The sequence below is a fragment of the Marinobacter sp. C2H3 genome (assembly GCF_037080155.1).
GTDB lineage: Bacteria > Pseudomonadota > Gammaproteobacteria > Pseudomonadales > Oleiphilaceae > Marinobacter.
On the sequence record NZ_JBBBNZ010000002.1, the window covers coordinates 877579 to 899792 of the forward strand.

Consider the following 22214-nt stretch of genomic DNA (forward strand, 5'->3'; position numbering starts at 1 on the left):
GGCTTAATTCCCCGAATACAACCTCGGCACCCGGGCGGTGACGCCGGTCATCAGCTCGTAACTGATGGTACCGGCGTGGCCGGCGACCTCGTCTATCGGTACGGTGTCGCCCCACAGTTCGACGGCGTCGCCGGTCCGAGCGTCCGGCGCAGCGCTCAGGTCCACCGCCAGCATGTCCATGCTCACCCGACCGATCAGCGAAATGCGCTGGCCTCCCACCGCCGCCGGCGTGCCGGTGCCTGCGTGTCGCGGGTAGCCGTCGCCGTAGCCCACCGCCACCATCCCCATCCGGGTCTCAACCGTCGCCGTCCAGACTGCGCCGTATCCCACCGAATCGCCAGGCTTCAGCCAGCGTGTGGCCATCAGGGGCGCTTCCAGGCGCATCACCGGGCGCAGCCCCAGTTCCGGACCGGTCTTGCCGAGCACAGGAGAACCGCCATACAGCATGATGCCGGGCCGGCTCCAGTCAAACAGCGGCTGGCCCGGGCGAAAATGGGCCGCGGAGTTGCCGACGCTGCGCATCAACTCGGGCCAGGGCATGGTGGCGGAGACAAAGGCGGCGGTCTGGGCATCGGTCATCGGGCTGTCCGGGTCGTCCGCGCAGGCGAAGTGAGTGACAAAGCCCTGCAGCGCCGGCCGGCTGCTGGCCACCCCAAGGCCGGACACCACCGCCAGCAGATCTCCGGGGCCAAACCCGAGCCGGTTCATGCCCGAATTCACCTTCAGCCAGAACGCCGGCGGCGTGCCGGCGCCCGCCAGCCACTCAAGCTGCTCGGCACTGTGCAGCACCGGTTCAAACGCCCGCTCCCGGCACTCCGCCAGATCGCCGGGCTGGTGAACCCCCTGAAGCAGAACCACCGGTTGCGCCAGCCCCGCCGCCCGGATTGCCCGGGCTTCTTCAAGGCAGGCCACGGCATATTTCGGGGCCAGATTTGCCAGGGCGCCCGCTACCGCTGCAATGCCGTGGCCATAACCGTCAGCCTTGACCACGGCCATGGCCCGGGCCGTGCCGGCCTTCTCACAGGCCAGCGTGTAGTTGTGCCTCAGCGCGTCGAGATCAACGCGGGCAACCGTAGGCCGCGGCATCAGTAATCGTCACCGTAATTGCCGTAGTCGCCGTGGGCGAGATCTTCAAACTTGGTGAAGTGGCCAAAGAACGCCAGCCGTACCGTACCGATGGGGCCGTTCCGCTGCTTGCCAATGATGATTTCGGCGATGCCCTTGTCCTGAGTGTCCTCGTTGTAGACCTCATCCCGGTACACGAACATGATGACGTCCGCGTCCTGCTCGATAGCCCCGGATTCCCGAAGGTCCGAATTCACCGGGCGTTTGTTGGGGCGCTGCTCCAGGCTCCGGTTGAGCTGGGACAGGGCAACCACAGGGCAGTTGAGCTCCTTGGCAATACCCTTGAGCGAGCGGGAGATTTCCGAGATTTCCGCGGTCCGGCCCTCGGTGTTGCCCGGCACCCGCATCAGCTGCAGGTAGTCCACCATGATCAGGCCCAGCTTGCCGTCGTTCTCCCGGGCCACCCGACGGGCGCGGGAACGCAGCTCCGTAGGGCTGAGCGCCGGGGTGTCATCAATGTACAGAGGCTTGTCCTTGAGCAGGCTGACCGCCGAGGTGAGACGGGGCCAGTCGTCCTCCTCCAGCTTGCCGCTACGCACCCGGGTCTGGTCGATCCGTCCCAGGGAGGACAGCATCCGCATGGCCAGGGCGTCCGCCGGCATCTCCATACTGAACACCAGGGCCGGGGCGCCGGTGCTGATCAGGGCGTTTTCCACGATGTTCATGGCGAAGGTGGTTTTACCCATGGACGGGCGGCCCGCCACGATGATCAGATCCGCCGGCTGCATGCCGGAGGTTTTCTCGTCCAGGTCCCGGAAGCCGGTGGTCAGGCCGGTGGTCTGCTCGCCGCTCTCAAACAGCTCCTCAATGCGGCTCAGCGCCTTGGTGAGGATCGGGTTGATGGGCTTGGGGCCGGAGCCTTCCTTGTTGCGCGACTCGGCAATCTGGAACACCTGGCGCTCCGCCTCGTCCAACACCTCGTTGCTGGTGCGCCCGAGGGGGTTAAACGCCGAATCAGCGATGCGGCCGGACACGTCGACCAGCTGGCGCAGCACCGACCGCTCCCGGACAATCTCGGCGTAGGCGCGGATATTGGCCGCGCCGGGCGTCTTCTCCGCCAGCTCCGCCAGATAGGACAAGCCGCCGGCGTCTTCAATGTCGCCGGCACGCTCGAGAAACTCGGCCAGGGTGACCACGTCCAGCGGCTCGTTCTCCGCCGCCAGGCGCTCCACCGCCCCGAAAATCAGCCGGTGATCCTGCCGGTAAAAATCCACCGCGGAGATGATCTCGGAGACCTCGTCGAAGCGCCGGTTGTCGAGCATCAGGCCGCCCAACACCGCCTGCTCCGCTTCCAGGGAATGGGGCGGTACCTTGACCCGGCTGGTTTCAAGATCGGTGGTGGCAGGCTTCAGGTTCGGTTTGGCCATGGCAGACGCGGGTACTCGCTACAGTCAGGGAGAAAAATCGGAAACGCGGTGGTCGCCCGGAAAAGGACAGAATACCAGAAACAAACGGGCCCGAAACCGTCTCCGGTCCGGGCCCGTTCGGGGCGGCGGGCCGGAGAACTCCGGCTCGCCTGTTGGCAGCCGACTTACTCGGCCACCACCGCCAGCTTGATGGTGACGGTCACATCGGTGTGCAGCTGCAGCTCGATCTCGTACTCGCCGGTGGAGCGGATCGGCCCCTCCGGCAGACGAACTTCGCTCTTCTCGACGTCGGTACCGCCAGCGGTAACCGCGTCAGCGATGTCCCGAACGCCAATGGAACCGAACAGCTTGCCTTCCTCACCGGCCTTGGAGCTGATGGTGAAAGACGCGCCTTCGAGCGCCTCGGCACGGGCCTGGGCCGCAGACAGCTTCTCAGCCGCTGCTTTTTCCAGCTCCGCACGGCGGGCTTCAAACGCCTTCAGGTTGGCGTCGGTTGCCGGCACGGCTTTGCCGTAGGGCAGCAGGAAATTCCGGCCGTAACCGGCCTTGACCTTGACCTTGTCGCCCAGGGCGCCCAGGTTTGCAACTTTCTCGAGCAGAATAACTTCCATCTCGTTAACCTCTTCGTGCTTTATTCAGCCGGTCCGGCCGGGCGAATCCGCCCCCGGATATCCAGCCAGCTATCCACAAAAGCCAAAACCACCAACAGAATCATCAGGGTTGGTCCCAGCAGCACCAGGGCCAGGTAAAACAGCACCAGCCAGTTAGCGCTCAGCCCCTTGCGCGCGACGGCGCCGTGCACCAGCGCCATACCCGCCATGAACAGCGGCGTACCCGCCGTCCAGGCCAGCAACATGGTGTTCAGCCCGAGCACCGGGCCGGCCACCATGGTCAGGCCGCACAACACCGCTATCACCGGCGACAACCGAAGGCTGCGAAACTCCTGGCGGAATCCGCCCGGGTTATACAGCCCTGCCTGCCAGGACCGGGCCAGCATCGCCATCGCGATGGCGGTGGCCAGGTAGGTCCCGGCCATGCTGGCGTTCATGGTGTGGCGGATCATGGTCTCGAGGTTATCCCCGAGCGCCTTGGCCACCTCGGCGTTGTACTGCTGGTAAAAGCTGACGCCCGCCTGAACCAGATCGTTCAGCAGACCCGGGTACAACACCGGCAGGAGCAGTCCGGTCACCAGCGCCAGGAAGCTGCCGCCAAGTAGCGCTCGCTCCCAGGAGTGCGACGTCCGCAGGATCGCGGCAATCGCAAAGGTGTGGACCAGTACCGCCAGGGCCGTCGGATCCGGGCCGAACCAGCTCCAGCCCAGGGCCGGCAGCAGCGCCCACAGGCCGATGTTCAGGCCCTGTTGGACACCGAGGCGGAGCGTGACCAGAGCCACCACCGCCGCGCCTACCCAGAACAGCAGAGGCACTGCGGTCGTTACCGCCGCTACCCCGCCAGCCTGCAGGGGACCGCGCATTACGAACTGTGCCAGTGCACGCATGGTCCCAACCCCGTTAATTCGTTCTTAGTGGTCGTGGCTGTCCGTATACGGCAGCAGTGCCAGGTAGCGGGCACGCTTGATCGCGGTAGCCAGCTGACGCTGATAACGTGCTTTGGTGCCGGTGATACGGCTGGGCACGATCTTGCCGGTTTCAGTGATGTAACCTTTCAGGGTGTCCAGATCCTTGTAATCGATCTCTTTAACACCTTCTGCCGTGAAGCGGCAGAACTTACGACGTCTGAAAAAACGAGCCATTGGCTAACTCCTCAACTCCGGTGAATTACTCTTCTTCGTCCTGGGACTGCGCCTTGGCGGAGTCGGACTCGGCAGAACGGCGCGGACGGTCATCACCGCCGGAACGACGATCTTCACGGGACTCGGCGGCTTTTACCGGAGACATCTCGGTAACGGCCTCGTCGCGGCGCAGGATCAGATCGCGGATGATGGCATCGTTGAACCGGAAGTTGTGGGTCAGCTCGTCCATCACGGCCTGGGAACATTCAGCGTTCATCAGGACGTAGTGAGCCTTGTGAATCTTGTTGATCGGGTATGCCAGGTGGCGACGGCCCCAATCTTCCAGGCGATGTACCTTGCCGCCATCTTCAGTGATGAGGCCGGTATAACGCTCGATCATCGCGGGCACCTGCTCGCTCTGATCCGGGTGTACCATGAACACGATTTCGTAGTGACGCATGAGTTCTCCCTACGGTTTAAACAGCTTCCTTCCCGCTCCGACCAAGGCCGGGCACGCAGGCGTGCGTGGGCGTGAAAGCAAGGAGGTGGCAGCATCCGCTGCCGGCTTCTTGGTGTTGCTTGGCCCGATCTACGGGCAAAACAAAACCACCCCTTAAAAAAGGGGTGACGTATTCTAGGCGTCCACGGGAACCAACGCAAGCGGCGCCGAAAGCTACTGGCGCTGACGCACCGCCTCGAACAGGCAGACGCCGGTGGCGACGGACACATTCAGACTGTCCACATGGCCGTGCATGGGAATGTTCACCAGTTGATCACAGTGCTCCCGGGTCAGGCGGCGCATGCCTTTTCCTTCGGCCCCCATGACGAGGGCAACCGGCCCGGTGAAATCCGCCTGGTACACGGACGCATCGGCTTCCCCAGCGGTGCCGATCAGCCACACGCCCTGCTCTTTCAGCGACCGAAGGCACCTCGCCAGGTTGGTCACCCGCACAAACGGCACCGTTTCAGCCGCGCCGCAGGCCACTTTTCGGACCACCGGCGTCAGGCTGGCGGACTTGTCCTTGGGCACCACGACCGCCTGAACACCGGCAGCATCGGCGGTGCGCAGACAGGCGCCCAGATTGTGGGGGTCGGTGACGCCATCGAGCACCAGCAGCAGCGGCGGCGCGTCGGACGACGCAACCATGGACAGCAGCTCGTCCTCGCTCCATTCCCGGCTCTCGACCACCGCCGCCACCACACCCTGGTGTACGCCGGCAACCCGCTCATCCAGCTCGCGCCGGTGCACCACCTGCCACCGAACGCCCAGGGCGTCCAGGGCTTCGGTGATGCTTTTGACACGTTTATCCTGCCGCCCGGTCTGGATCCAGACTTCCTGCAGCCGTTCCGGCTGCCGCTTGAGCACGGCCTCAACGGCGTGCCAGCCAAACACAAACTCGTCAGACACTGAGATCAATCCTGGTTATTTGTCGGACTTGCCGCTTTTCTTGCCTTTGCCAAAGCCCCACCCCTTCTTGACCTTCTTGTCCTTTTTCACCGCGAGCTTGGCCGCCTGGGCCACCAGCTCATCGCGGGCAGAGGGCGTCTCGTCGTCGTCAAAGGCGCCGGGGCCAGTGCTGGCCGGTGCCGAGGAGGCCTTACGCTTTCTCGGGCGCTTGGGCTCGGCGGCACTTTCCTTAGTGCTGGCCTTATTGCCGGCCTGGCCATCAGGGCCGGCGCGCTGGGAGCGGCTTTCTCCGGACCGGCCAGAGGCCGCTTTCCCGCGATCGCCTCTGCTCCGGTCCCCTTTGCCGCGCGCATCCTTACCGGAGCGCGGCAAGGCGTCCCGGTCGGCGGGGCGACGGGCCGCCTCGCTGATCAGTTCCAGGTCAATCTTCCGGTCTTCCATGCCCACGCGCACCACCCGGACACGCACCTCATCGCCCAGGCGGAAGCTCATCGCCGTGCGCTCGCCGATCAACCGGTGCTTGGCGGCGTCATGGTGGAAATAATCCCCGCTCAGCGTGGAGACGTGCACCAGTCCTTCGATGTAAACATCCGCCAGCTCCACGAAGAAACCAAACGGCACGACCGCCGCGATGACGCCGTCGTACTCCTCGCCCACGTGATCGCTGAGAAACTCACACTTGAGCCAGGCCATCACGTCCCGGGTGGCATCATCGGCCCGGCGCTCCGCCATGGAGGTGTGCTCACCAAGCTGCGTCATGCGCGCGAAGTCGTAGGGGAACACCGCCAGCTCCGCATCCGCCTCGGGCGCCGGGATCACGGCTTTGGTCGGCGCCTCGCTGTGGATCACCGACTTGATGGCCCGATGGTTGATCAGGTCCGGGTAGCGACGGATCGGCGACGTAAAGTGGGCATAGCCGTCATACCCGAGACCAAAGTGACCTCCCTCCTCCGGGCTGTAAACGGCCTGGCTCAGGGATCTCAGCATGACCGTCTGGATCACGTTGGCGTCGGTCCGGTCCTGAATCTCTGACAGAAGGGACTGGTAATCCGCCGAGCTGGGGTTGTCGCCGCCGCCCAGGTTCAGGCCCAGTTCCCCGAGGAACAGGCGCAGGGCGCCCAGCCGCTCTTCGGACGGACCGTCGTGAACGCGGTACAGGCCCGGCAGCTTGTGCTTTTTGAGGAAACGCGCGGTGGCCACGTTGGCGCACAGCATGCACTCTTCAATGATCTTGTGGGCGTCGTTGCGCTGCACCGGCACGATTTCTTCAATCTTCCGGTCGGCGTTGAAAATCACCCGCGTCTCGGTGGTTTCGAAGTCAATGGCGCCGCGCTCGGTCCGGGCCCGGCGAAGCAGCTGATACAGCCCGTACAGGTTGTGCAGTTGGGGCAGCACGGCCGCGTACTGTTCGCACAGCTTGTAGCCCTGTTCGGTATCCGGGTGCTCCAGCATGGTGCTCACCTTGTTGTAGGTGAGCCGGGCGTGGCTGAACATGACCGCCTGGTAGAACTGATAGCCGCTGATCTTGCCGGTGCTGCTGATGGTCATGTCGGCCACCACGCACAGGCGATCCACGCCGGGGTTCAGGGAACACAGACCGTTCGAGAGCTTCTCCGGCAGCATCGGCACCACGTGGTCCGGAAAATACACCGACGTGCTGCGGTTGACGGCCTCATCGTCCAGCGGCGTGCCGGGCCGGACGTAGTGGGACACGTCCGCAATCGCCACCACCAGGCGGTAGCCGCCCCGGGGGCGGGGCTCGCAGTAAACCGCATCGTCAAAGTCCCGGGCGGTCTCATCATCAATGGTCACCAGGGGCAGCTCACGGATATCGACCCGGTTGGCCTTGTCGGCCTCCGCCACTTCTTCCGGAATCGCGGCGGCCTGCTCGCCCACCGCCGGCGGCCAGCTGTGGGGAATGTCGTAGGAACGGATGGCGACGTCAATTTCCATGCCGGGCGCCATGTGTTCGCCCAGCACCTCGACCACCTTGCCCAGGGGCTGGGTGCGCATGGTGGGCTGGCGCACGATGTCCACCACCACATACTGGCCGTGGCGGGCTTTGCCCTGGTTTTCCGACGGCACCAGCACCTCATGATTGAGTCGGGCATTCTCCGGCACCACAAAGGTAATACCGCTTTCCTGGAAGAACCGCCCCACAATCTGGTGGGTGTTGTGCTCAAGCACCTCGACAATCTTGCCTTCCTTACGGCCACGCTCGTCCACCCGATCCACCCGGGCGGCCACGCGATCCCCGTGGAACACCAGCCGCATCTGCCGGGCGGTCAGGAACAGGTCGGCGCTGCCGTCATCCGGCATCAGGAAGCCAAAGCCATCTTTATGCCCCGATACCCGCCCGGTGACCAGCTCCGCTTCCTCGATGGGCAGGAACGCCTGGCGACGGTTACAGATCAGTTGGCCATCCCGGCACATGGCGATCAGCCGGCGGCGCAGGGCTTCGATGCCCTCTTCCGAGTGCTGACCCAACTCCTGGCAGAGGGTTTCGTGGGTCGCTGGCGCTCCCCGCTCCTTCAGATGCTCAAGGATGAACTCCCGGCTCTGGATCGGGTTATCGTAGTTTTTCGCCTCGCGCTCCGCGTGAGGGTCGTCTTGAAAGGTTTTCTTGGAAGCCATTCGGATCCTTGTGTACACACCGCATGCCTGCGGGTTCATGATTGATGTCGCGAGTATAACGTCCGGGCCGCGAAGGTTCCTAACCCGTGCCAAAAATATAGGCACAAATACGGCACACACTTTTTTGCAAAAAACGTTTGACAGAAAAAAACGGAATGATTAAAGTGCACGCCATCGGTTGAGGGACACACCGCGACCGGCAGCAGAAAGCCCGAATTCATCAACGAATTCAACGAAGTAAAGTCGGCTACCGACCAACTTCCTAAAGCACTGCGAGTCATCTGCCGAGGTGGCGAAATTGGTAGACGCGCTAGCTTCAGGTGCTAGTGGGGGCAACCCCGTGGAGGTTCAAGTCCTCTCCTCGGCACCATTTCCCGTCCTGGGAAGTGGCAGAATCCCGAAAGACACCGTTACACGAACCGATTCGATTACCGCGCCCAGCCGGGTCTTGCGGTGTATTGCCGTTGGCCTTTTTCGGCCCCCAACCCGCAGGCTACGGGCCGGGCAACGAATCACCGGCTCAGTTGAGCCGGTCCACCAGGTAATCCGACAGCGCCCGATACGCATACCGTACTTCCGCAAACGCTGAGAACGGCGGTTCGCCATAGCCGTAGCCACAATCACGGGGGCCGGTGTAGTCGTGCAGATAGGCAGACAGAATCTGGTTCGGGTGGTCCGGGTTCAACAATCTGGGGTAGAAGAACAGCCACTCGAAGCCGCTGTCGGCAGCCACGTTTGGCAAGCCCGACAGCGCCGGGTCCAGGAAGCCGTAGCGCAGCAGGCGAGAGACGTTGGCGCTGCCGGCGTCGCCGGTCAGTTCGCGGGTGTCGTATTCCGCCGCCAGGCCGGTAAAGTTTGAGGGCTGGTCATACCCGGTGAAGGTATAGGGAAATTGGGCCGTGGCAACCTGGTCCGTGCTGTCGGGGTCCGGTGCCGTGCCGCAGGACACCGCCCCACCGTTAAAGGTCAGCGCCTCCAGAGGGTTACCATCCCGGGACAGGGCGTACCCGGCGAACGGCGGTACGTCGACGGCGTCGGCGTCTGGCACCAGGATAGTGGTCGACCCCGCCTCGCCCCGGACCTGTCTATTCAGCTCTGCCAGCGCCCCACCCGACAGTGTCCAGGTATAGAGTACCGGCGCCTGGGTGAAGATTTCGGCACTGCCCTCCGGCAACAAATCCGTCAGGCCACTGTTGATACCCTCGCTGCTGTGACAGCCACTGACGGTTTCAAAAGCCGCCTGTTGTTGGGTCCAGTCAAACGTCAGACGTTCATCCAGCTTGCCATCCCCATACACCTGCTTGCTCTGTGGCGACAGAGACACCGACGGCAGCCATTGAGGCGTCAGTTTGGACGGATAGCCGCCGACGCGAATCAGCCGCGCCAGCTCCGGCAGCGCCGGCGCCATGCAGCCGTCCGAGGCCACGGAGGTCAGGCGGCCATCTTCGGAGTACTCGAAGTGCAGCCGGGCCGAGACCGTCAGGGCGCTGCGGTTGGCCGGCAGGTTGCCGGATTCGGAAGCGGCGTAGACGATCTGCTCGGTCAGGACCGAGGGATCGCTCAATTCCAGCGGCACCGAGGGCAGGTTCAGGCTGTCGACGTCCACGTTGGCGTAATCGCCGGCGGCGGCATCATCCACCACCTGAATGACCGCCGGGGCGTTTTTCATGAGGGAGAGGCCCAGCAGGAACACCGCGGGCTTGCCCAGGTACCGCAGCGTGCCGTCCGCGCCGCTGCCTGAGAGCAGCGTGTTGTATTCGTCGGGAATCTGGCTCGCCGCGAACCGGGCCAGCGCGCGGGCATAGGCCTGGGCCTGCGCGTCGTTTGCCAGCACGTAATCCCGCAGCAGGTTCAGGCCGTCCAGGCTGTCACCCCCCTCCGTGGCCAGGGCCTGGAAGCTGTCAACGCCGGCCAGCCGGCGGTAGCGCTCGACCATGCTCAGGGGCGTGACCTGGGTGACCCCCGGGGACGCCGACAGCAGGAACGCCCGGCTCACCGGCACGTCGCCCGACCGGGTCTGTGACACCGTCTGGCCCGGCAGCGCCAGGGCGTACAACGGGTAATCCTCGGGCCTCAGGTCCGGCCCCACCTCGGGCGGCAGGTCCAGTTCCGAGACGTCCAGGGAGAACCGCCCGCCGTCGCCGGTCAGGGCGGTGGGCTCGCCGGACGCCAGGGTGGCCACATTGCCGTTGTCCAGCGTCAGTTCCAGAGGACCGGGGGTTACCTGGCCGTCGCCGTCCAGGTCCAGCCACACACGGGCCCCCTTGAGGTAATCATCGATCACCCGGCCGGTGTAGGGTTGGGTTGCACTGTAATCAACGCCATCGAAGTCGTGCCCGTCCACGGGGGACGGTGTGGATTCCTCGCCACACCCGGCCAGGGCGGTGGCGAGCAGCATCAGCGAAGTCAGGCGGGCAAGGTGTCGTCCAGTCATGTCGGTAACCGTGATCCATGGTGGTGATCCGGTACTTTAGGCAAACTGACGACGCGGTACCTTGATAGGCTTGGCAAATTGTAAAGTCTCGTAACCGGGCAGTCTGACAAGACCGCCCGGCCTGAGCGGGGATTCAGGGGCGAATCAGAACGATCGGGCCACGATCTCCTTCATGATCTCGTTGGTGCCGGCGTAGATCCGCTGGACGCGGGAATCGGCCCAGGCGCGGGCAATGGGGTACTCCCACATATAGCCGTAACCGCCGTGCAGCTGGACGCACTCGTCCATCACCTTGCACTGCAGGTCGGTGGTCCACTGCTTGAGCATGGCGGCGGTGGGCACATCCAGCTTTTTCTCCAGATGCAGCTCCAGGCAGCGGTCACAGAATACCCGGGCGGCGGTGATGTCCGCTTTCATTTCCGCCAGCTTGAAGCGGGTGTTCTGGAACGCCAGCACCGGCTTGCCAAAGGCCTTGCGTTCTTTCACATAGTCCAGCGTCCACTGCCAGGCAGCCTCCGCCGCGGCCACCGCCGCCAGAGCCACCTGCAAACGCTCGGCGGGCAGCTCCTGCATCAGCTGGAAGAAGCCCTGCCCTTCCCGGCCACCCAGGAGATTGCCGGCCGGAATCTTCACGTCCTGGAAGAACAGCTCCGAGGTATCCTGGGCCTTCATGCCTACCTTGTTCAGGTTCTGGCCTTTCTCGAACCCGTCCCAGGCGGTTTCCACCAACATCAGGCTGATACCCTTGGCGCCCTCGGCGGGGTCGGTTTTGCAGACGACAATCACCAGGTCAGCCAACTGGCCGTTGGTGATGAAGGTCTTGGAGCCGTTCAGCAGGTAGTGATCGCCTTTGGGCAACGCGGTGGTTTTCACGCCCTGCAGGTCCGAGCCGGCGCCCGGTTCGGTCATGGCGATGGCGCCGATCATCTCACCGGAGGCCAGTTTCGGCAGGTAGGTTTGCTTCTGTGCCTCAGAACCGTAGTTGAGGATGTAGGGCGCCACGATGTCCGAGTGCAGACCCCAGCCAATCCCGGACAGGCCAGCCCGGGAGATTTCCTCGATGATGACGGCGCTGTAGCGGAAATCCGCGCCAACACCGCCGTATTCCTCCGGCAGCATCGGGCACAGAAAGCCCAGCTCCCCGGCCTTGCGCCAAAGCTCGCGGCTGACCTGCCCGTCTTTTTCCCACTGGGCGTGATAGGGGGCGGCTTCCTGCTCAAGGAACTTGCGGACCGAATCCCGGAAGCCTTCCAGGTCGGCGTCAAACAGGGTACGTGGAATCATGGTGAACCTCGGTGCGTCGTCAGGGAGAAGGTTCATCCAGTCTCGACGCAGGGCCACGCCGGCTCAATGGTGAAAACCATCAAACCGGCTGGCCAAAACCATCGGGGTCAGTCCCGGCGGGGGCGGTCCTCGCCCCAGCGGGGCATCAAGTCCTGAGGCACATCGAGGTGGTCAAGCAGACGGGCTACCACGAAATCGACCAGGTCTTCGATGGATTGCGGGCGATGGTAGAAACCGGGGCTGGCGGGCAGGATCACCGCGCCCATGCGGGTCAAGCGCAGCATGTTATCGAGATGCACTTCCGAGTACGGCGCTTCCCGGGGCACCAGGATCAGCGTCCGGCGCTCCTTGAGGGCCACGTCCCCGGCCCGTTCGATCAGGTTGTTGCTGGCGCCGGTGGCCAGGGCGGAGAGCGTACCGGTGCTGCACGGGCAGATCACCAGCGGCGCCTTCTCGCCGGAGCCGGAGGCCGGCGGCGAGAACCAGTCCTCCCGGCCAAACACCCGGATCTGGCCGGGCTTGGCAGACGCGAATTCCGTCAGCCGCTCCTGCATGGCCGGCGGCGTGCCCGGCAGGCGCAGGTCGGTTTCGGTGGCAATCACCACCTGGGCCGCCTTGCTGATCATGACGTTCACCCGGCAGCCAGCGGCCACCAGGCACTGCAGCAGGCGCAGCCCGTACTGGGCCCCGGAGGCGCCGGTAAAGGCCAGGTTAATGGTGCGGTCAGGCATCGCGGGCTCGGTCATGTCCGGGTTTCCTCCTGCAGGGCGGCCACCAGTTTTCCGTGGATGCCGCCAAAGCCGCCGTTGCTCATGATCACGATGTGGCAAGGCCGGGGCAGACCCTTCAGGGCCCGGGCGATGAGCGTTTCGACGGAGGTGCCCACGGTATGTCGCTCCCGGTCCGGCGCGTCGGCGCCGGCCTGCCAGTCAGACACCAGGGTTTCCAGCCAATCCATGTCGTTCAGATTCGCCCACAGAACCCGGTCCGCCGCGCCCGCGCTGTCCAGCAGCCGCTCCCGGTGCACGCCCTGTTTCATGGTGTTCGAACGGGGCTCGATCAGCGCCAGGATCGTCTCGTCGCCCACCTGATGACGGAGCCCGGCCAGGGTGGTGGCGATGGCGGTGGGGTGGTGGGCAAAGTCGTCGTAGACGGTCACGCCGTTGATCTCAGCAATCCGCTCCATCCGGCGGCGCACGCCGGAGAACCGGCACAGGGCCGCCACCGCGTGGTCCGGGGTGACGCCCACGTGCCGGGCCGCGGCAATGGCCGCCAGGGCGTTGCGCACGTTGTGCTCCCCGGTCAGGGGCCATGTCACCGTGGCCACCGGCTGTTCGTGGTGAATCACCATGAACCGGCTGCCGTCGTCGGACAGCAGTTCCGCCCGCCAGTCCGCCGTCCGCGAAATCTCACTGCCAATCGCCGTGTCCTGAACCGGCGTCCAGCAGCCCATGGCCAGAGCGTTGTCCAGGTGACCGTCCAGCGCCGGGCGAACGATCAACCCGCGGGACGGCACGGTGCGCACCAGGTGGTGGAACTGCCGCTCAATGGCCTCGACGCTGTCGAAAATGTCGGCGTGGTCGTACTCCAGGTTGTTGAGGATCACCGTGTGGGGGCGGTAGTGAACGAACTTCGAGCGCTTGTCAAAGAAGGCGCTGTCGTACTCGTCCGCCTCGATCACGAAAAAGTCACTGCCGCCGAGGCGCGCGGACACCGGAAAATCCAGGGGCACACCGCCCACCAGGTAACCCGGGGCCAGGCCGGCCTGCTCCAGTATCCACAGGAGCATGGAGGTGGTGGTGGTCTTGCCGTGGGTGCCGGCCACCGCCAGCACCCAGCGATGGCGGAGCACCTCCCGGGCCAGCCATTCCGGACCGGACATGTAATCGATGTTGCGGTTCAGTACCGCTTCCACCTCGGGATTCCCCCGGGACATGGCGTTGCCGATCAGCACCAGGTCCGGCCTCGGCGTCAGATGGTCCTCGTGATACCCCTCCATCAACCGGATGCCTTCCCGTTCAAGCTGGGTGCTCATGGGCGGATAGACGCCCTGGTCGGACCCGGTGACCGTGTGGCCCAGTTCCCGGGCCAGCACCGCGAGGCTGCCCATGAAGGTGCCGCAGATTCCGAGGATATGAATGTGCATGCGGTAATCGACCTCTCCTGAAAAGTCCGACAAGCGTCCCCCATACGCCGAGAGGCGTCAAGGGTGGCCCCGCGGCAATGCCGCTCATGAAAATCCAGGGCGTTTGGCGTATCATCGGCGCCATCGTTGAACCCACCAGGAGGCTTCAGCCCGAGATGGCCATCAAGAACGCGTTTTACGCCCAGTCCGGCGGCGTCACCGCCGTCATTAACGCCAGCGCCTGCGGCGTGATCCAGACCGCCCGCAAGCACCCGGACCGGATCGGCACCGTCTATGCCGGCCGCAACGGCATCATTGGCGCCCTGAAAGAAGAGCTGATCGACACCAGCCTCGAGAGCGATGACGCCATCCAGGCCCTCCTGCACACACCCGGCGGCGCGTTTGGCTCCTGCCGGCACAAGCTCAAGAACCTGTCTGAAAACCGCCGGGAATACGAGCGGCTGATCGAGGTCTTCCAGGCCCACGACATCGGCTACTTCTTCTACAACGGCGGCGGCGACTCCCAGGATACGGCCTACAAGGTCTCCCAGATTGCCGACAAGATGGGCTACCCGATCACCTGCATCGGCGTGCCCAAGACGGTCGACAACGACCTGCCCTTCACCGACTGCTGCCCGGGCTTCGGCTCCGTGGCCAAATACGTGGCCACCTCCACCCTGGAAGCCAGCCTGGACATCCGTTCCATGTGCGAGAGCTCCACCAAGGTGTTCATCATGGAAGTCATGGGGCGGCACGCCGGCTGGATTGCGGCGGCCGGTGGCCTTGCTGGCCAGGGTGAAGGCGAGCCGCCGCACATCATCCTGTTCCCGGAAATTCCGTTCGATCGGGAGCAGTTCCTGGCGCGTGTGGACCAGAGCGTGAAGGATTACGGTTATTGCGTGGTGGTGGCGTCCGAGGGCGCCCAGTACGAAGACGGCCGCTTCCTCGCGGACGCCGGGGCCAAGGATGCCTTCGGCCACACCCAGCTGGGCGGCGTGGCGCCGGCGCTGGCCAACATGGTGCGCCAGGCCCTGGGCTACAAATATCACTGGGCGGTCGCCGACTACCTGCAGCGCAGCGCCCGGCACATTGCCTCCGCGACGGACGTGGAACAGGCCTACGCGGTCGGCAAGGCGGCGGTGGAGATGGCCATCAGCGGCAAGCAGGCGGTTATGCCGATCATCGTGCGTGAGCAGTCCAAACCGTACCGCTGGCACATTGGTGAAGCGCCGCTCAGTGAAGTGGCCAACCAGGAAAAGAAAATGCCGATCCACTACATCCGCGACGACGGTTTCGGGATCACCCAGGATTGCCGGGACTACCTGGCCCCGTTGATCGAAGGCGAAAGCTTCCCGCCGTTCGACCATGGCCTGCCAAGGGTCGCGAAGCTGAAAAACCAACTGGTCGAAAAAAAGCTGCGGACCGAATTCAAGCTGTAACCGGCTCGCCCTGCCCCACGACCACAGCCCCGGCCACTCTGGTGACCGGGGCTGTGCGTTTCAGGAAGACGAGATTACCGGGCCAGCTCTGAGGCGTGGGACCGGACGTAAGCGGAGAACTCGTCATACCCGCCAATGTACCGCTGGCCGATCAGGATCTGGGGCACCGTCCGCACCGGGTGCCCGATTCGCGCGGCAATGTCTTCCTTGGACAGGCCTTCCGCGATCATGTCCACCCAGACGTACTCCAGGTTCATGGACTCACACAGGCGCCTGGCCATCACACAGAACCCACAGCTGGAACGCCCGTAAATCGTCACCTGATCCATACATCCTCCGCTGGGTGGCCGGCTGCCACCGTGACATGAACTGAGTGGACAAGCATACTGCGGCACGTGCACGGCTGGAAATAAACCCTGTGAATCACTGCCATAGCAGCGATCGATGCGGAGGCGCGAGTGAGCTACCTGACGCTGTTCCTGACGGCCTTTGTTGCCGCCACCATCCTCCCCGCTTACTCGGAGGTGCTTCTGGGCGCGCTGGTGACCAAGGGCTACTCGCTGTTCTGGCTGTGGTTCTGGGCCACGGCGGGCAACACGCTGGGATCGGTGGTGAACGGGGTTCTCGGGCGGCAGGTGGACCGGTTCAAGCACAAGCGCTGGTTTCCCGTCACCGAGGCCCAACTTGACCGGGCCCGGACGCGCTTTAACCGCTATGGCCAGTGGTCACTGTTGCTGGGCTGGCTGCCCATTGGCGGCGACGCGCTGACCCTGGTCGGGGGCATCATGCGGGTGCCGTGGCTCAATTTCGTGGTGCTCGTTGCGATTGGCAAAGGCCTGCGTTACGCCTTTGTGCTCTGGGTGGTGCTGGAGGTGTCCGGCGCGTCCGGATAAAGGTAGCGGCGCAGCAGCGGCTCGCCGTTGAACTCGGAATGCAACACCGCGATAAACGTGTACACGCCGATCAGCTTGCGGTTGAGAAACACGAATTCCTTGGGGGGTACCCGGAAATACCGGCTGATGGCGGATCGTGCGGCGGTGCGTGCGACCCGGGACGGCAAGTCGCTCTGTTTCCAGCGGTACTCACCCTCGGCGTTCACCGCATGCTCTGGCCACTCGCTCTGCTCCCTGGCCAGTGGTTCCAGCACCGACATGCACACCCGCCCAAAAGTCTGGCGAACCTCCGCCGGCCAGTCCATGCTCATGAAGTGCAGCCTCACGCCGCCGTCGATCACCGCGTCCAGGTCGTTTTCGTAGGAACCCCGGATCATCTCGATTACCGGGTCTAGGAACTCGGCGGAATAGCTCTGCACCGCGCCAAAGTCCAGCAGTACGATGCGATCATACCCTGGGTCTTCACCCTCCTCGCCGGCAATGCGAATGCGGTAGTTGCCGAAATTCGGGTCGGTCTGGATTTCCCCCCACACGAACAATTCCCGGAAAAACAGCTCCAGCGCAGCTTTGCCCAGGGCACTGCGACGCGCCAACGACAAGTGGCGGACCTCCTGGGAGCCGACCGAGTGACCTTCCTCGAAGGTCGAGGCAATGACATGGTCCGAGGAGTATTCCGGCAGCACCCGGGGCACGATAAAGCGGGGATCATCCGCCAGCAGCGTTCGGAATTTTTCGGTGGTGCGAGCCTCCAGGCGGTAGTCCACCTCCCGGTGCATCATGTCCCGGACTTCTTCGAGCCAGTCATCAAACTCCGGCCCGAAGTTCACCAGCCGCGCCACTTTGAGCAGCTGGGCCACCGCGTTCAGATCGCTGTCCACCGCGTCCGCCACGCCCGGGTACTGCACTTTCAGCACGAGCTCCGTGCCGTCTGACCGGCGCACCGCCCGATGCACCTGGCCAAGGGATGCGGCGCCGATGGGCTCAGGGTCTATGTCCAGTTCCGCCAGCCGCTGCGACCCCAGTTCGGCCACCAGCACCCGCTCAATGGACGGCCATTCCAGGGAGGTGGTCTGGTCCTCCAGGGTGTGCAGCGCTTCGGTGACTTCCTCCGGCAGAAAGTGCTCGCCGTACAGGGCCATCATCTGGCCGATCTTGACGACACTGCCTTTGAGCCGACCCAGTTCGTCCACCAGGAATCGGGCCTGGCTGGACAGCATGGCCCGGTGACGCTGCTCCCGGGTCTCTTTGCTGCTGAACCAGTTGGTGGCCATGTGCGAGGCCATGCGGGTACCGGCGGTGAGGCCGGCCCGGGTCAGACTCAGGCGTCGTTCAAAGCTGCCGGTTTTGATGCGGGAGACCTTGGATCCTGAGCGTTTGGAAGACATGTGCACCCTGTTGTGGCGGAAAATAACGAGGAAACGCCCGGTTGATTATACCGGTTCGGGCGACGGGCGCGGTCACCGGGACGACCGCCATCTTCAGGCCGTCGGGCCAATGCCGTATTCTAATGACCGTACTACAACGTCACTCTCACGGGCGTTTACACCTGACAACAACAAGACACTATCATGAACAAGACGGGTTTACGCACCCCGGACGAGGAGCTCTCGCAGTTTCGGGTTCGCGGGGAGATTCCGGTACCAGCACTGATCAATGGCCTGAGCCTGGCGGCGGTGCCGCTACTGGCGTTTTTCGCCTGGCGGGCCATGAATCAGGGCGCCGCACCGACCTCCGCACTGCTGGTGGCGTTTGCCGCCGGCCTGGGTCTGAACACGCTGCTCTACCTCGGGGTCCGGCGCCAGACCCTTCACCGCCGGGTGTTCATTGCCCTGATTATCGGGCTGTTCTGCTACCTGTCCATTCGGGCGGTGGAGGACGGTTCCGCGATCATCTGGCTGTTCGCCTATCCGCCCATCATTTTTTACATCAGCCAGTCCCGGGTGGGCGTATTCGCCTGCGCCGGCGGATTTGCCGGCGTTGTCGTGCTGTTCAGCCCCCTCGGGGACTGGGCATTCAACACGCCCTACAGCACCGGCTTCCGGCTCTCAATGATTGCCGCCCTGGCCTTCGAGATGGTGTCCTGTTACGTGCTCGACCAGAGTCGACGACGCAGCAAGCTGGGGCTTTTGAAGCTGGCGGGGGAGTTCGAGCACGCGGCGAAGCACGACGCCCTGACCGGGCTTGCCAACCGGCGTGAGGCCATGGCTCGCACCGATGCCGAGTATCAGCGTTATCGCCGGCACCATCGGCCATTTTCCGTGCTGTTGCTGGACATCGACCTGTTCAAGCGCATCAACGACGAGTTCGGCCATCAAACCGGGGATCGGGTCATCCGGGGCGTTGCGGAGGTGCTCAACCAGCAGTGCCGGGCGGTAGACACGGCCGCACGCTGGGGCGGGGAGGAATTTCTGGTGTTGCTGCCGGAAACCGGGGAGCCGGAGGCGGCAGCCATGGCGGAACGCATTCGCACGGCGCTGACGGCACAGGTAGCCGCCGACGAAAACCCACGGCTCAGGGTCACCGCCAGCATTGGCGTTGGTGCTATTGGGGCGGATGAAAGTGTCGACCGTTTACTGCAACGGACCGACGAGGCGCTTTATCGGGCCAAGGGCGCCGGCCGCGATACGGTGCGCCGGGCGACCGGCTGATTCCGACTCAGTCCCAGCCATCCCGGAACTGGACATCGCCCTCGCCCAGCCGCTCGACAAGATGGGCCACCAACCGCGGCTGGATGTCGGCCACCGTCACACCCGGCACAGCATCGCGAACCTGGCACATCGCCATGCCCTGATAGCCACAGGGGTTAATGCGGGAAAACGGCTCCAGATCCATCGCCACATTCAGGGCCAGCCCGTGGAAGGAGCAGCTTCGTCGGACCCGGAGACCCAAAGAAGCGATCTTGGCGCCGTTCACGTAGACGCCGGGAGCGTCCGGCTTGGGCGCCGCCTCGATCCCATGCTCTGCGAGCGTGGCCACCAGGGACTGTTCGATCACGTCGACCAGGGTGCGTACGCCCAGCTTGCGCCTCGGTAGGTGGATCATGAGGTAGACCACCAACTGGCCCGGGCCGTGGTAGGTCACCTGCCCACCCCGATCCACCTGAATCACCGGGATGTCACCGGGGAACAGGATGTGCTCAGCCTTGCCCGCCTGGCCCTGGGTAAACACCGGCGGGTGCTCCAGGCACCAGAGTTCGTCGGCGGTGCCGTCGTCCCGGGTCGCCGTGAACTGCTTCATGGCCTCCCAGGTCTGTTCATAGGGCTGCACGCCCAGAGATCGGACAATCAGCTCGGGCATTCGCTCACAGCACCATGTGAACGCGGCCGCTGGCCTTGAGCTCTTCGAACAGCGCCTTCAACTGGTCCTCCCCGGTGGCCACGATTTTCAGCTGCACCGAGGAAAAGCGACCCCGGCTGCTGTCGGTGACCGAGATGTCCGCCTCGGTAATACCCGGGGCGTGCTGCTCGACCACCTCCACCACGAAGTCGGTGAAATCCGGCGCGGCGTGGCCAATCACCTTGATCACGTAGTCGCAGGGAAACTCGATTTTCGGCGCTTTTACATCGCTCATGGCCATGGCCTCCGGTACCGCAGGATTCTGAATTACTGGAACAGCTGAACAAAGAAGAGTTTGATGGCGTCCCAGATCCGCTTGAAGAAGCCGCCTTCCGGCACGTCCGTCAGCGCCCGCACCGGCTGTTGCACCAACTGCTCGCCATTCAACACCACGCTGACGGTGCCCAGCTCGTCTCCCGCCTTGATGGGGGCTTTGATCACGGAATCAAGATCCACGGTGGATTTGAGCCCGTCACGGGCGCCACGGGGAATGGTGACGTAGACATCCTTGGTCAGGCCGACCGATACCGCGTTCGCCTCACCGCCCCAGACGGTCGGCCGTACCAGCTCTTCGCCGGCCCGGAACAGGCGGTCGCTTTCGTAATAGCGGAAGCCGTAGTTCAGCATCTTCTGGACTTCCTGAGCACGCGCATCCGAGCTGCTGGTGCCCATCACCACACTGATAAAGCGGGTGTTGTCCCGCTTGGCGGACGCCACCAGGCAGTAACCGGCGGCTTCGGTATGGCCGGTCTTCAGCCCATCAACGCTGTCATCCCGCCACAGCAGGCTGTTCCGGTTCGGCTGGCGGATGTTGTTGTAGGTGAAGTGCTTCTCCGCGTATAGCGGGTAGTTGCCCGGATAGTCGTTGATGATGGCCTTGGCCAGCAGGGCCAGATCAAACGCGGTCGAATAGTGGTTGTCGTGGGGCAGACCGGTGGCGTTCTCGAAGTGGGTGTCCTTCATGCCCAGAATCTGCGCTTGCTGGTTCATCATGTCGACGAACGCGCCTTCACTGCCGGCGATGTACTCGGCCAGCGCGACCGCCGCGTCGTTACCGGACTGGATGATCAGACCCTTGAGCAGGGTTTCCACCGGCACCTGGGTGCCCTCCTGCAGAAAGGTCCGGGAGCCCTGGGTTTTCCAGGCCTTGACGCTGATCGGCACCATATCAGACATCTTCAGGCGGCCCTGGTCCATTTCCCGCTCGACCAGATAGGCGGTCATCATTTTGGTGAGACTGGCCGGCGGCAGGCGCTCGTGGCTGTTGCCATCCATCAGCACCCGGCCGCTTTTCGGGTCGAGCAGCACGTAGGAGCTTCCAGCAATCTGCGGCGGTGACGGAATCAGGGCCTGGGGCGCCTGTTGAGCCTGTTGCGCCATTGCCTGGCCGGCCATCAGGGCCAGCAGCACGAACACGACGGGGGAGAAACGCAAAAGTTTTTGGAAAGCCATGGGTCCGTTCATTCGTCAGTGGTGAGTTTGGTGTTATCGCATCAACGCACGTCGGTCAGCAGGATGCTCTGGGCATAACCCCGTGCTTCGAGCGATGCCTGCGTGGCCCGGGCGTCCGCCTCCGAAGAGAACGGCCCGACCTGCACCCGGTGAAAGCGGCCCGCGCCCGTGTCTACGGAGCGGACCCGCAGGGGCTGGCTGACCAGGCCCTGAAGTTTACTCAGCAACGCCTCCGCTGGCGCACGGCTGGAGAAAGACGCCAACTGCACAAACAGCGCTTCCTGCCCGCTACCGGCCGCCACCGGTTTAGCCGGTTCCTGGCGATCCGCCAGGGCGGTGTCCGACTGGCCCGGTGTAAACGGCTTGCCCGCCAGAAACATCTGCCCGTCCGGTCGTACGGTAATCGCGGCCACTTCGACCCTGGCCGTCCCTCTGGACTGATACCCGAGCTTCTTGGCGGCGGCGTAGGACAAGTCTATCAACCGGTCGCTGTGGAACGGGCCGCGATCGTTCACCCGGACAATCACCGAGCGGCCGTTGTCCAGGTTGGTCACCCGGGCAAAGGCGGGCAGGCGCAGGGTCTTGTGGGCCGCCGACATCTTGTACATGTCGAAGACCTCGCCGTTGGAGGTCTGGTGGCCGTGGAACTTTTCTCCGTACCAACTGGCTGTACCCCGGGCGACGTAGCCATCATTGCTCTTGAGCACCCGGTAGGTCTCGCCCCAGACGGTATACGGCGACTTGTTTCCCGCCGTCTTCGGCCGCTCGTATCGAGGGCGGGCATCCTCCAGGCCGGAAACGTCCATGTCAACGGACGGTGCCCGATCCTGGGTGATCGTGTACCGCGATGACGACGACCGGTCCGGTGCCGAGGCGCAACCGGCCAGCGTGGTGACCACAAAAGCCATCAGCCAGGGCAGCCAGCGTTGGTTCAATGGCGTCACCGATTGTGTCCTCGTCGTCTGTCGTTCCTGGGGCATTCCCC

The 22214-nt window shown here is 64.1% G+C and carries 21 protein-coding genes and 1 tRNA gene; 4 read left to right on the plus strand and 18 right to left on the minus strand.

Going from position 1 to position 22214, the window contains the following annotated elements; all coding sequences use genetic code 11:
- Nucleotides 1-3: 3 nt before the first annotated feature.
- The 8 genes from alr to rnr form a co-directional block, all read right to left on the minus strand.
- Nucleotides 4-1086, minus strand: coding sequence for an alanine racemase (alr, locus tag V3388_RS09050; protein ID WP_336367200.1), 1083 nt, complete (start codon nucleotides 1084-1086; stop codon nucleotides 4-6).
- On the minus strand, nucleotides 1086-2492 hold the full coding sequence (dnaB, locus tag V3388_RS09055) for a replicative DNA helicase (protein WP_336367201.1): 1407 nt from the start codon (nucleotides 2490-2492) through the stop codon (nucleotides 1086-1088). The genes alr and dnaB overlap by 1 nt, the downstream gene beginning before the upstream one ends.
- A gap of 164 nt (nucleotides 2493-2656) precedes the next feature.
- On the minus strand, nucleotides 2657-3103 hold the full coding sequence (gene rplI / locus V3388_RS09060; RefSeq protein ID WP_336367202.1) for a 50S ribosomal protein L9: 447 nt from the start codon (nucleotides 3101-3103) through the stop codon (nucleotides 2657-2659).
- 20 nt (nucleotides 3104-3123) lie between these two features.
- Nucleotides 3124-3990, minus strand: coding sequence for a hypothetical protein (locus V3388_RS09065; protein WP_336367203.1), 867 nt, complete (start codon nucleotides 3988-3990; stop codon nucleotides 3124-3126).
- Between the two features lie 24 nt (nucleotides 3991-4014).
- Nucleotides 4015-4245, minus strand: coding sequence for a 30S ribosomal protein S18 (gene rpsR / locus V3388_RS09070; RefSeq protein ID WP_008937282.1), 231 nt, complete (start codon nucleotides 4243-4245; stop codon nucleotides 4015-4017).
- A 25-nt stretch (nucleotides 4246-4270) separates the two neighbouring features.
- Nucleotides 4271-4684 (minus strand): 30S ribosomal protein S6, encoded by a 414-nt coding sequence (rpsF, locus tag V3388_RS09075; protein WP_336367204.1) that lies wholly within the window; start codon nucleotides 4682-4684, stop codon nucleotides 4271-4273.
- A gap of 213 nt (nucleotides 4685-4897) precedes the next feature.
- On the minus strand, nucleotides 4898-5632 hold the full coding sequence (gene rlmB, locus V3388_RS09080; protein WP_336367205.1) for a 23S rRNA (guanosine(2251)-2'-O)-methyltransferase RlmB: 735 nt from the start codon (nucleotides 5630-5632) through the stop codon (nucleotides 4898-4900).
- Nucleotides 5633-5647: 15 nt separating this feature from the next.
- Nucleotides 5648-8266, minus strand: coding sequence for a ribonuclease R (gene rnr / locus V3388_RS09085; protein ID WP_336367206.1), 2619 nt, complete (start codon nucleotides 8264-8266; stop codon nucleotides 5648-5650).
- A 283-nt stretch (nucleotides 8267-8549) separates the two neighbouring features.
- Here rnr and V3388_RS09090 point away from each other — a divergent pair.
- Nucleotides 8550-8636: transfer RNA gene (locus V3388_RS09090), tRNA-Leu, on the plus strand.
- Between the two features lie 150 nt (nucleotides 8637-8786).
- Here V3388_RS09090 and V3388_RS09095 read toward each other — a convergent pair.
- The 4 genes from V3388_RS09095 to mpl form a co-directional block, all read right to left on the minus strand.
- Nucleotides 8787-10700 (minus strand): hypothetical protein, encoded by a 1914-nt coding sequence (locus tag V3388_RS09095; RefSeq protein ID WP_336367207.1) that lies wholly within the window; start codon nucleotides 10698-10700, stop codon nucleotides 8787-8789.
- Between the two features lie 144 nt (nucleotides 10701-10844).
- Entirely contained in the window at nucleotides 10845-11984 is a 1140-nt protein-coding gene (locus V3388_RS09100) for an acyl-CoA dehydrogenase family protein (RefSeq protein WP_336367208.1), read from the minus strand.
- A gap of 107 nt (nucleotides 11985-12091) precedes the next feature.
- Nucleotides 12092-12730: a flavin prenyltransferase UbiX gene (locus tag V3388_RS09105; protein WP_336367209.1), complete on the minus strand. Its 639-nt coding sequence runs from the start codon at nucleotides 12728-12730 to the stop codon at nucleotides 12092-12094.
- The gene (gene mpl / locus V3388_RS09110) at nucleotides 12727-14130 is read right to left on the minus strand and encodes a UDP-N-acetylmuramate:L-alanyl-gamma-D-glutamyl-meso-diaminopimelate ligase (RefSeq protein ID WP_336367210.1); all 1404 of its coding nucleotides are present in this window, start codon (nucleotides 14128-14130) and stop codon (nucleotides 12727-12729) included. The genes V3388_RS09105 and mpl overlap by 4 nt, the downstream gene beginning before the upstream one ends.
- 155 nt (nucleotides 14131-14285) lie before the next feature.
- Between mpl and V3388_RS09115 the strand changes: the two genes are divergently transcribed.
- Nucleotides 14286-15548, plus strand: a complete 1263-nt coding sequence (locus tag V3388_RS09115; RefSeq protein ID WP_336367308.1) for a 6-phosphofructokinase — start codon at nucleotides 14286-14288, stop codon at nucleotides 15546-15548.
- A gap of 74 nt (nucleotides 15549-15622) precedes the next feature.
- On the opposite strand, the gene V3388_RS09120 is transcribed toward V3388_RS09115, so the two are convergent.
- The gene (locus V3388_RS09120; RefSeq protein ID WP_336367211.1) at nucleotides 15623-15877 is read right to left on the minus strand and encodes a GrxA family glutaredoxin; all 255 of its coding nucleotides are present in this window, start codon (nucleotides 15875-15877) and stop codon (nucleotides 15623-15625) included.
- A gap of 129 nt (nucleotides 15878-16006) precedes the next feature.
- Between V3388_RS09120 and V3388_RS09125 the strand changes: the two genes are divergently transcribed.
- A complete protein-coding gene (locus V3388_RS09125; RefSeq protein WP_336367212.1) occupies nucleotides 16007-16441 on the plus strand; it encodes a YqaA family protein in 435 nt (144 codons plus the stop codon).
- Here the strand turns inward: V3388_RS09125 and V3388_RS09130 are convergent.
- Nucleotides 16390-17826, minus strand: coding sequence for an ABC1 kinase family protein (locus tag V3388_RS09130; RefSeq protein WP_336367213.1), 1437 nt, complete (start codon nucleotides 17824-17826; stop codon nucleotides 16390-16392). The genes V3388_RS09125 and V3388_RS09130 overlap by 52 nt on opposite strands.
- Before the next feature lie 183 nt (nucleotides 17827-18009).
- On the opposite strand from V3388_RS09130, the gene V3388_RS09135 reads away from it, so the two are divergent.
- Nucleotides 18010-19089, plus strand: a complete 1080-nt coding sequence (locus V3388_RS09135; RefSeq protein ID WP_336367214.1) for a GGDEF domain-containing protein — start codon at nucleotides 18010-18012, stop codon at nucleotides 19087-19089.
- Nucleotides 19090-19096: 7 nt separating this feature from the next.
- On the opposite strand, the gene lipB is transcribed toward V3388_RS09135, so the two are convergent.
- The 4 genes from lipB to V3388_RS09155 are packed head-to-tail and all read right to left on the minus strand — an operon-like array spanning nucleotide 19097 to nucleotide 22137.
- Nucleotides 19097-19738 (minus strand): lipoyl(octanoyl) transferase LipB, encoded by a 642-nt coding sequence (gene lipB / locus V3388_RS09140; RefSeq protein WP_336367215.1) that lies wholly within the window; start codon nucleotides 19736-19738, stop codon nucleotides 19097-19099.
- 4 nt (nucleotides 19739-19742) lie between these two features.
- Nucleotides 19743-20012: an HP0495 family protein gene (locus V3388_RS09145; protein WP_336367216.1), complete on the minus strand. Its 270-nt coding sequence runs from the start codon at nucleotides 20010-20012 to the stop codon at nucleotides 19743-19745.
- A gap of 32 nt (nucleotides 20013-20044) precedes the next feature.
- Nucleotides 20045-21229, minus strand: a complete 1185-nt coding sequence (locus V3388_RS09150; protein WP_336367217.1) for a D-alanyl-D-alanine carboxypeptidase family protein — start codon at nucleotides 21227-21229, stop codon at nucleotides 20045-20047.
- Nucleotides 21230-21270: 41 nt separating this feature from the next.
- On the minus strand, nucleotides 21271-22137 hold the full coding sequence (locus tag V3388_RS09155; protein WP_336367309.1) for a septal ring lytic transglycosylase RlpA family protein: 867 nt from the start codon (nucleotides 22135-22137) through the stop codon (nucleotides 21271-21273).
- Nucleotides 22138-22214: the final 77 nt, after the last annotated feature.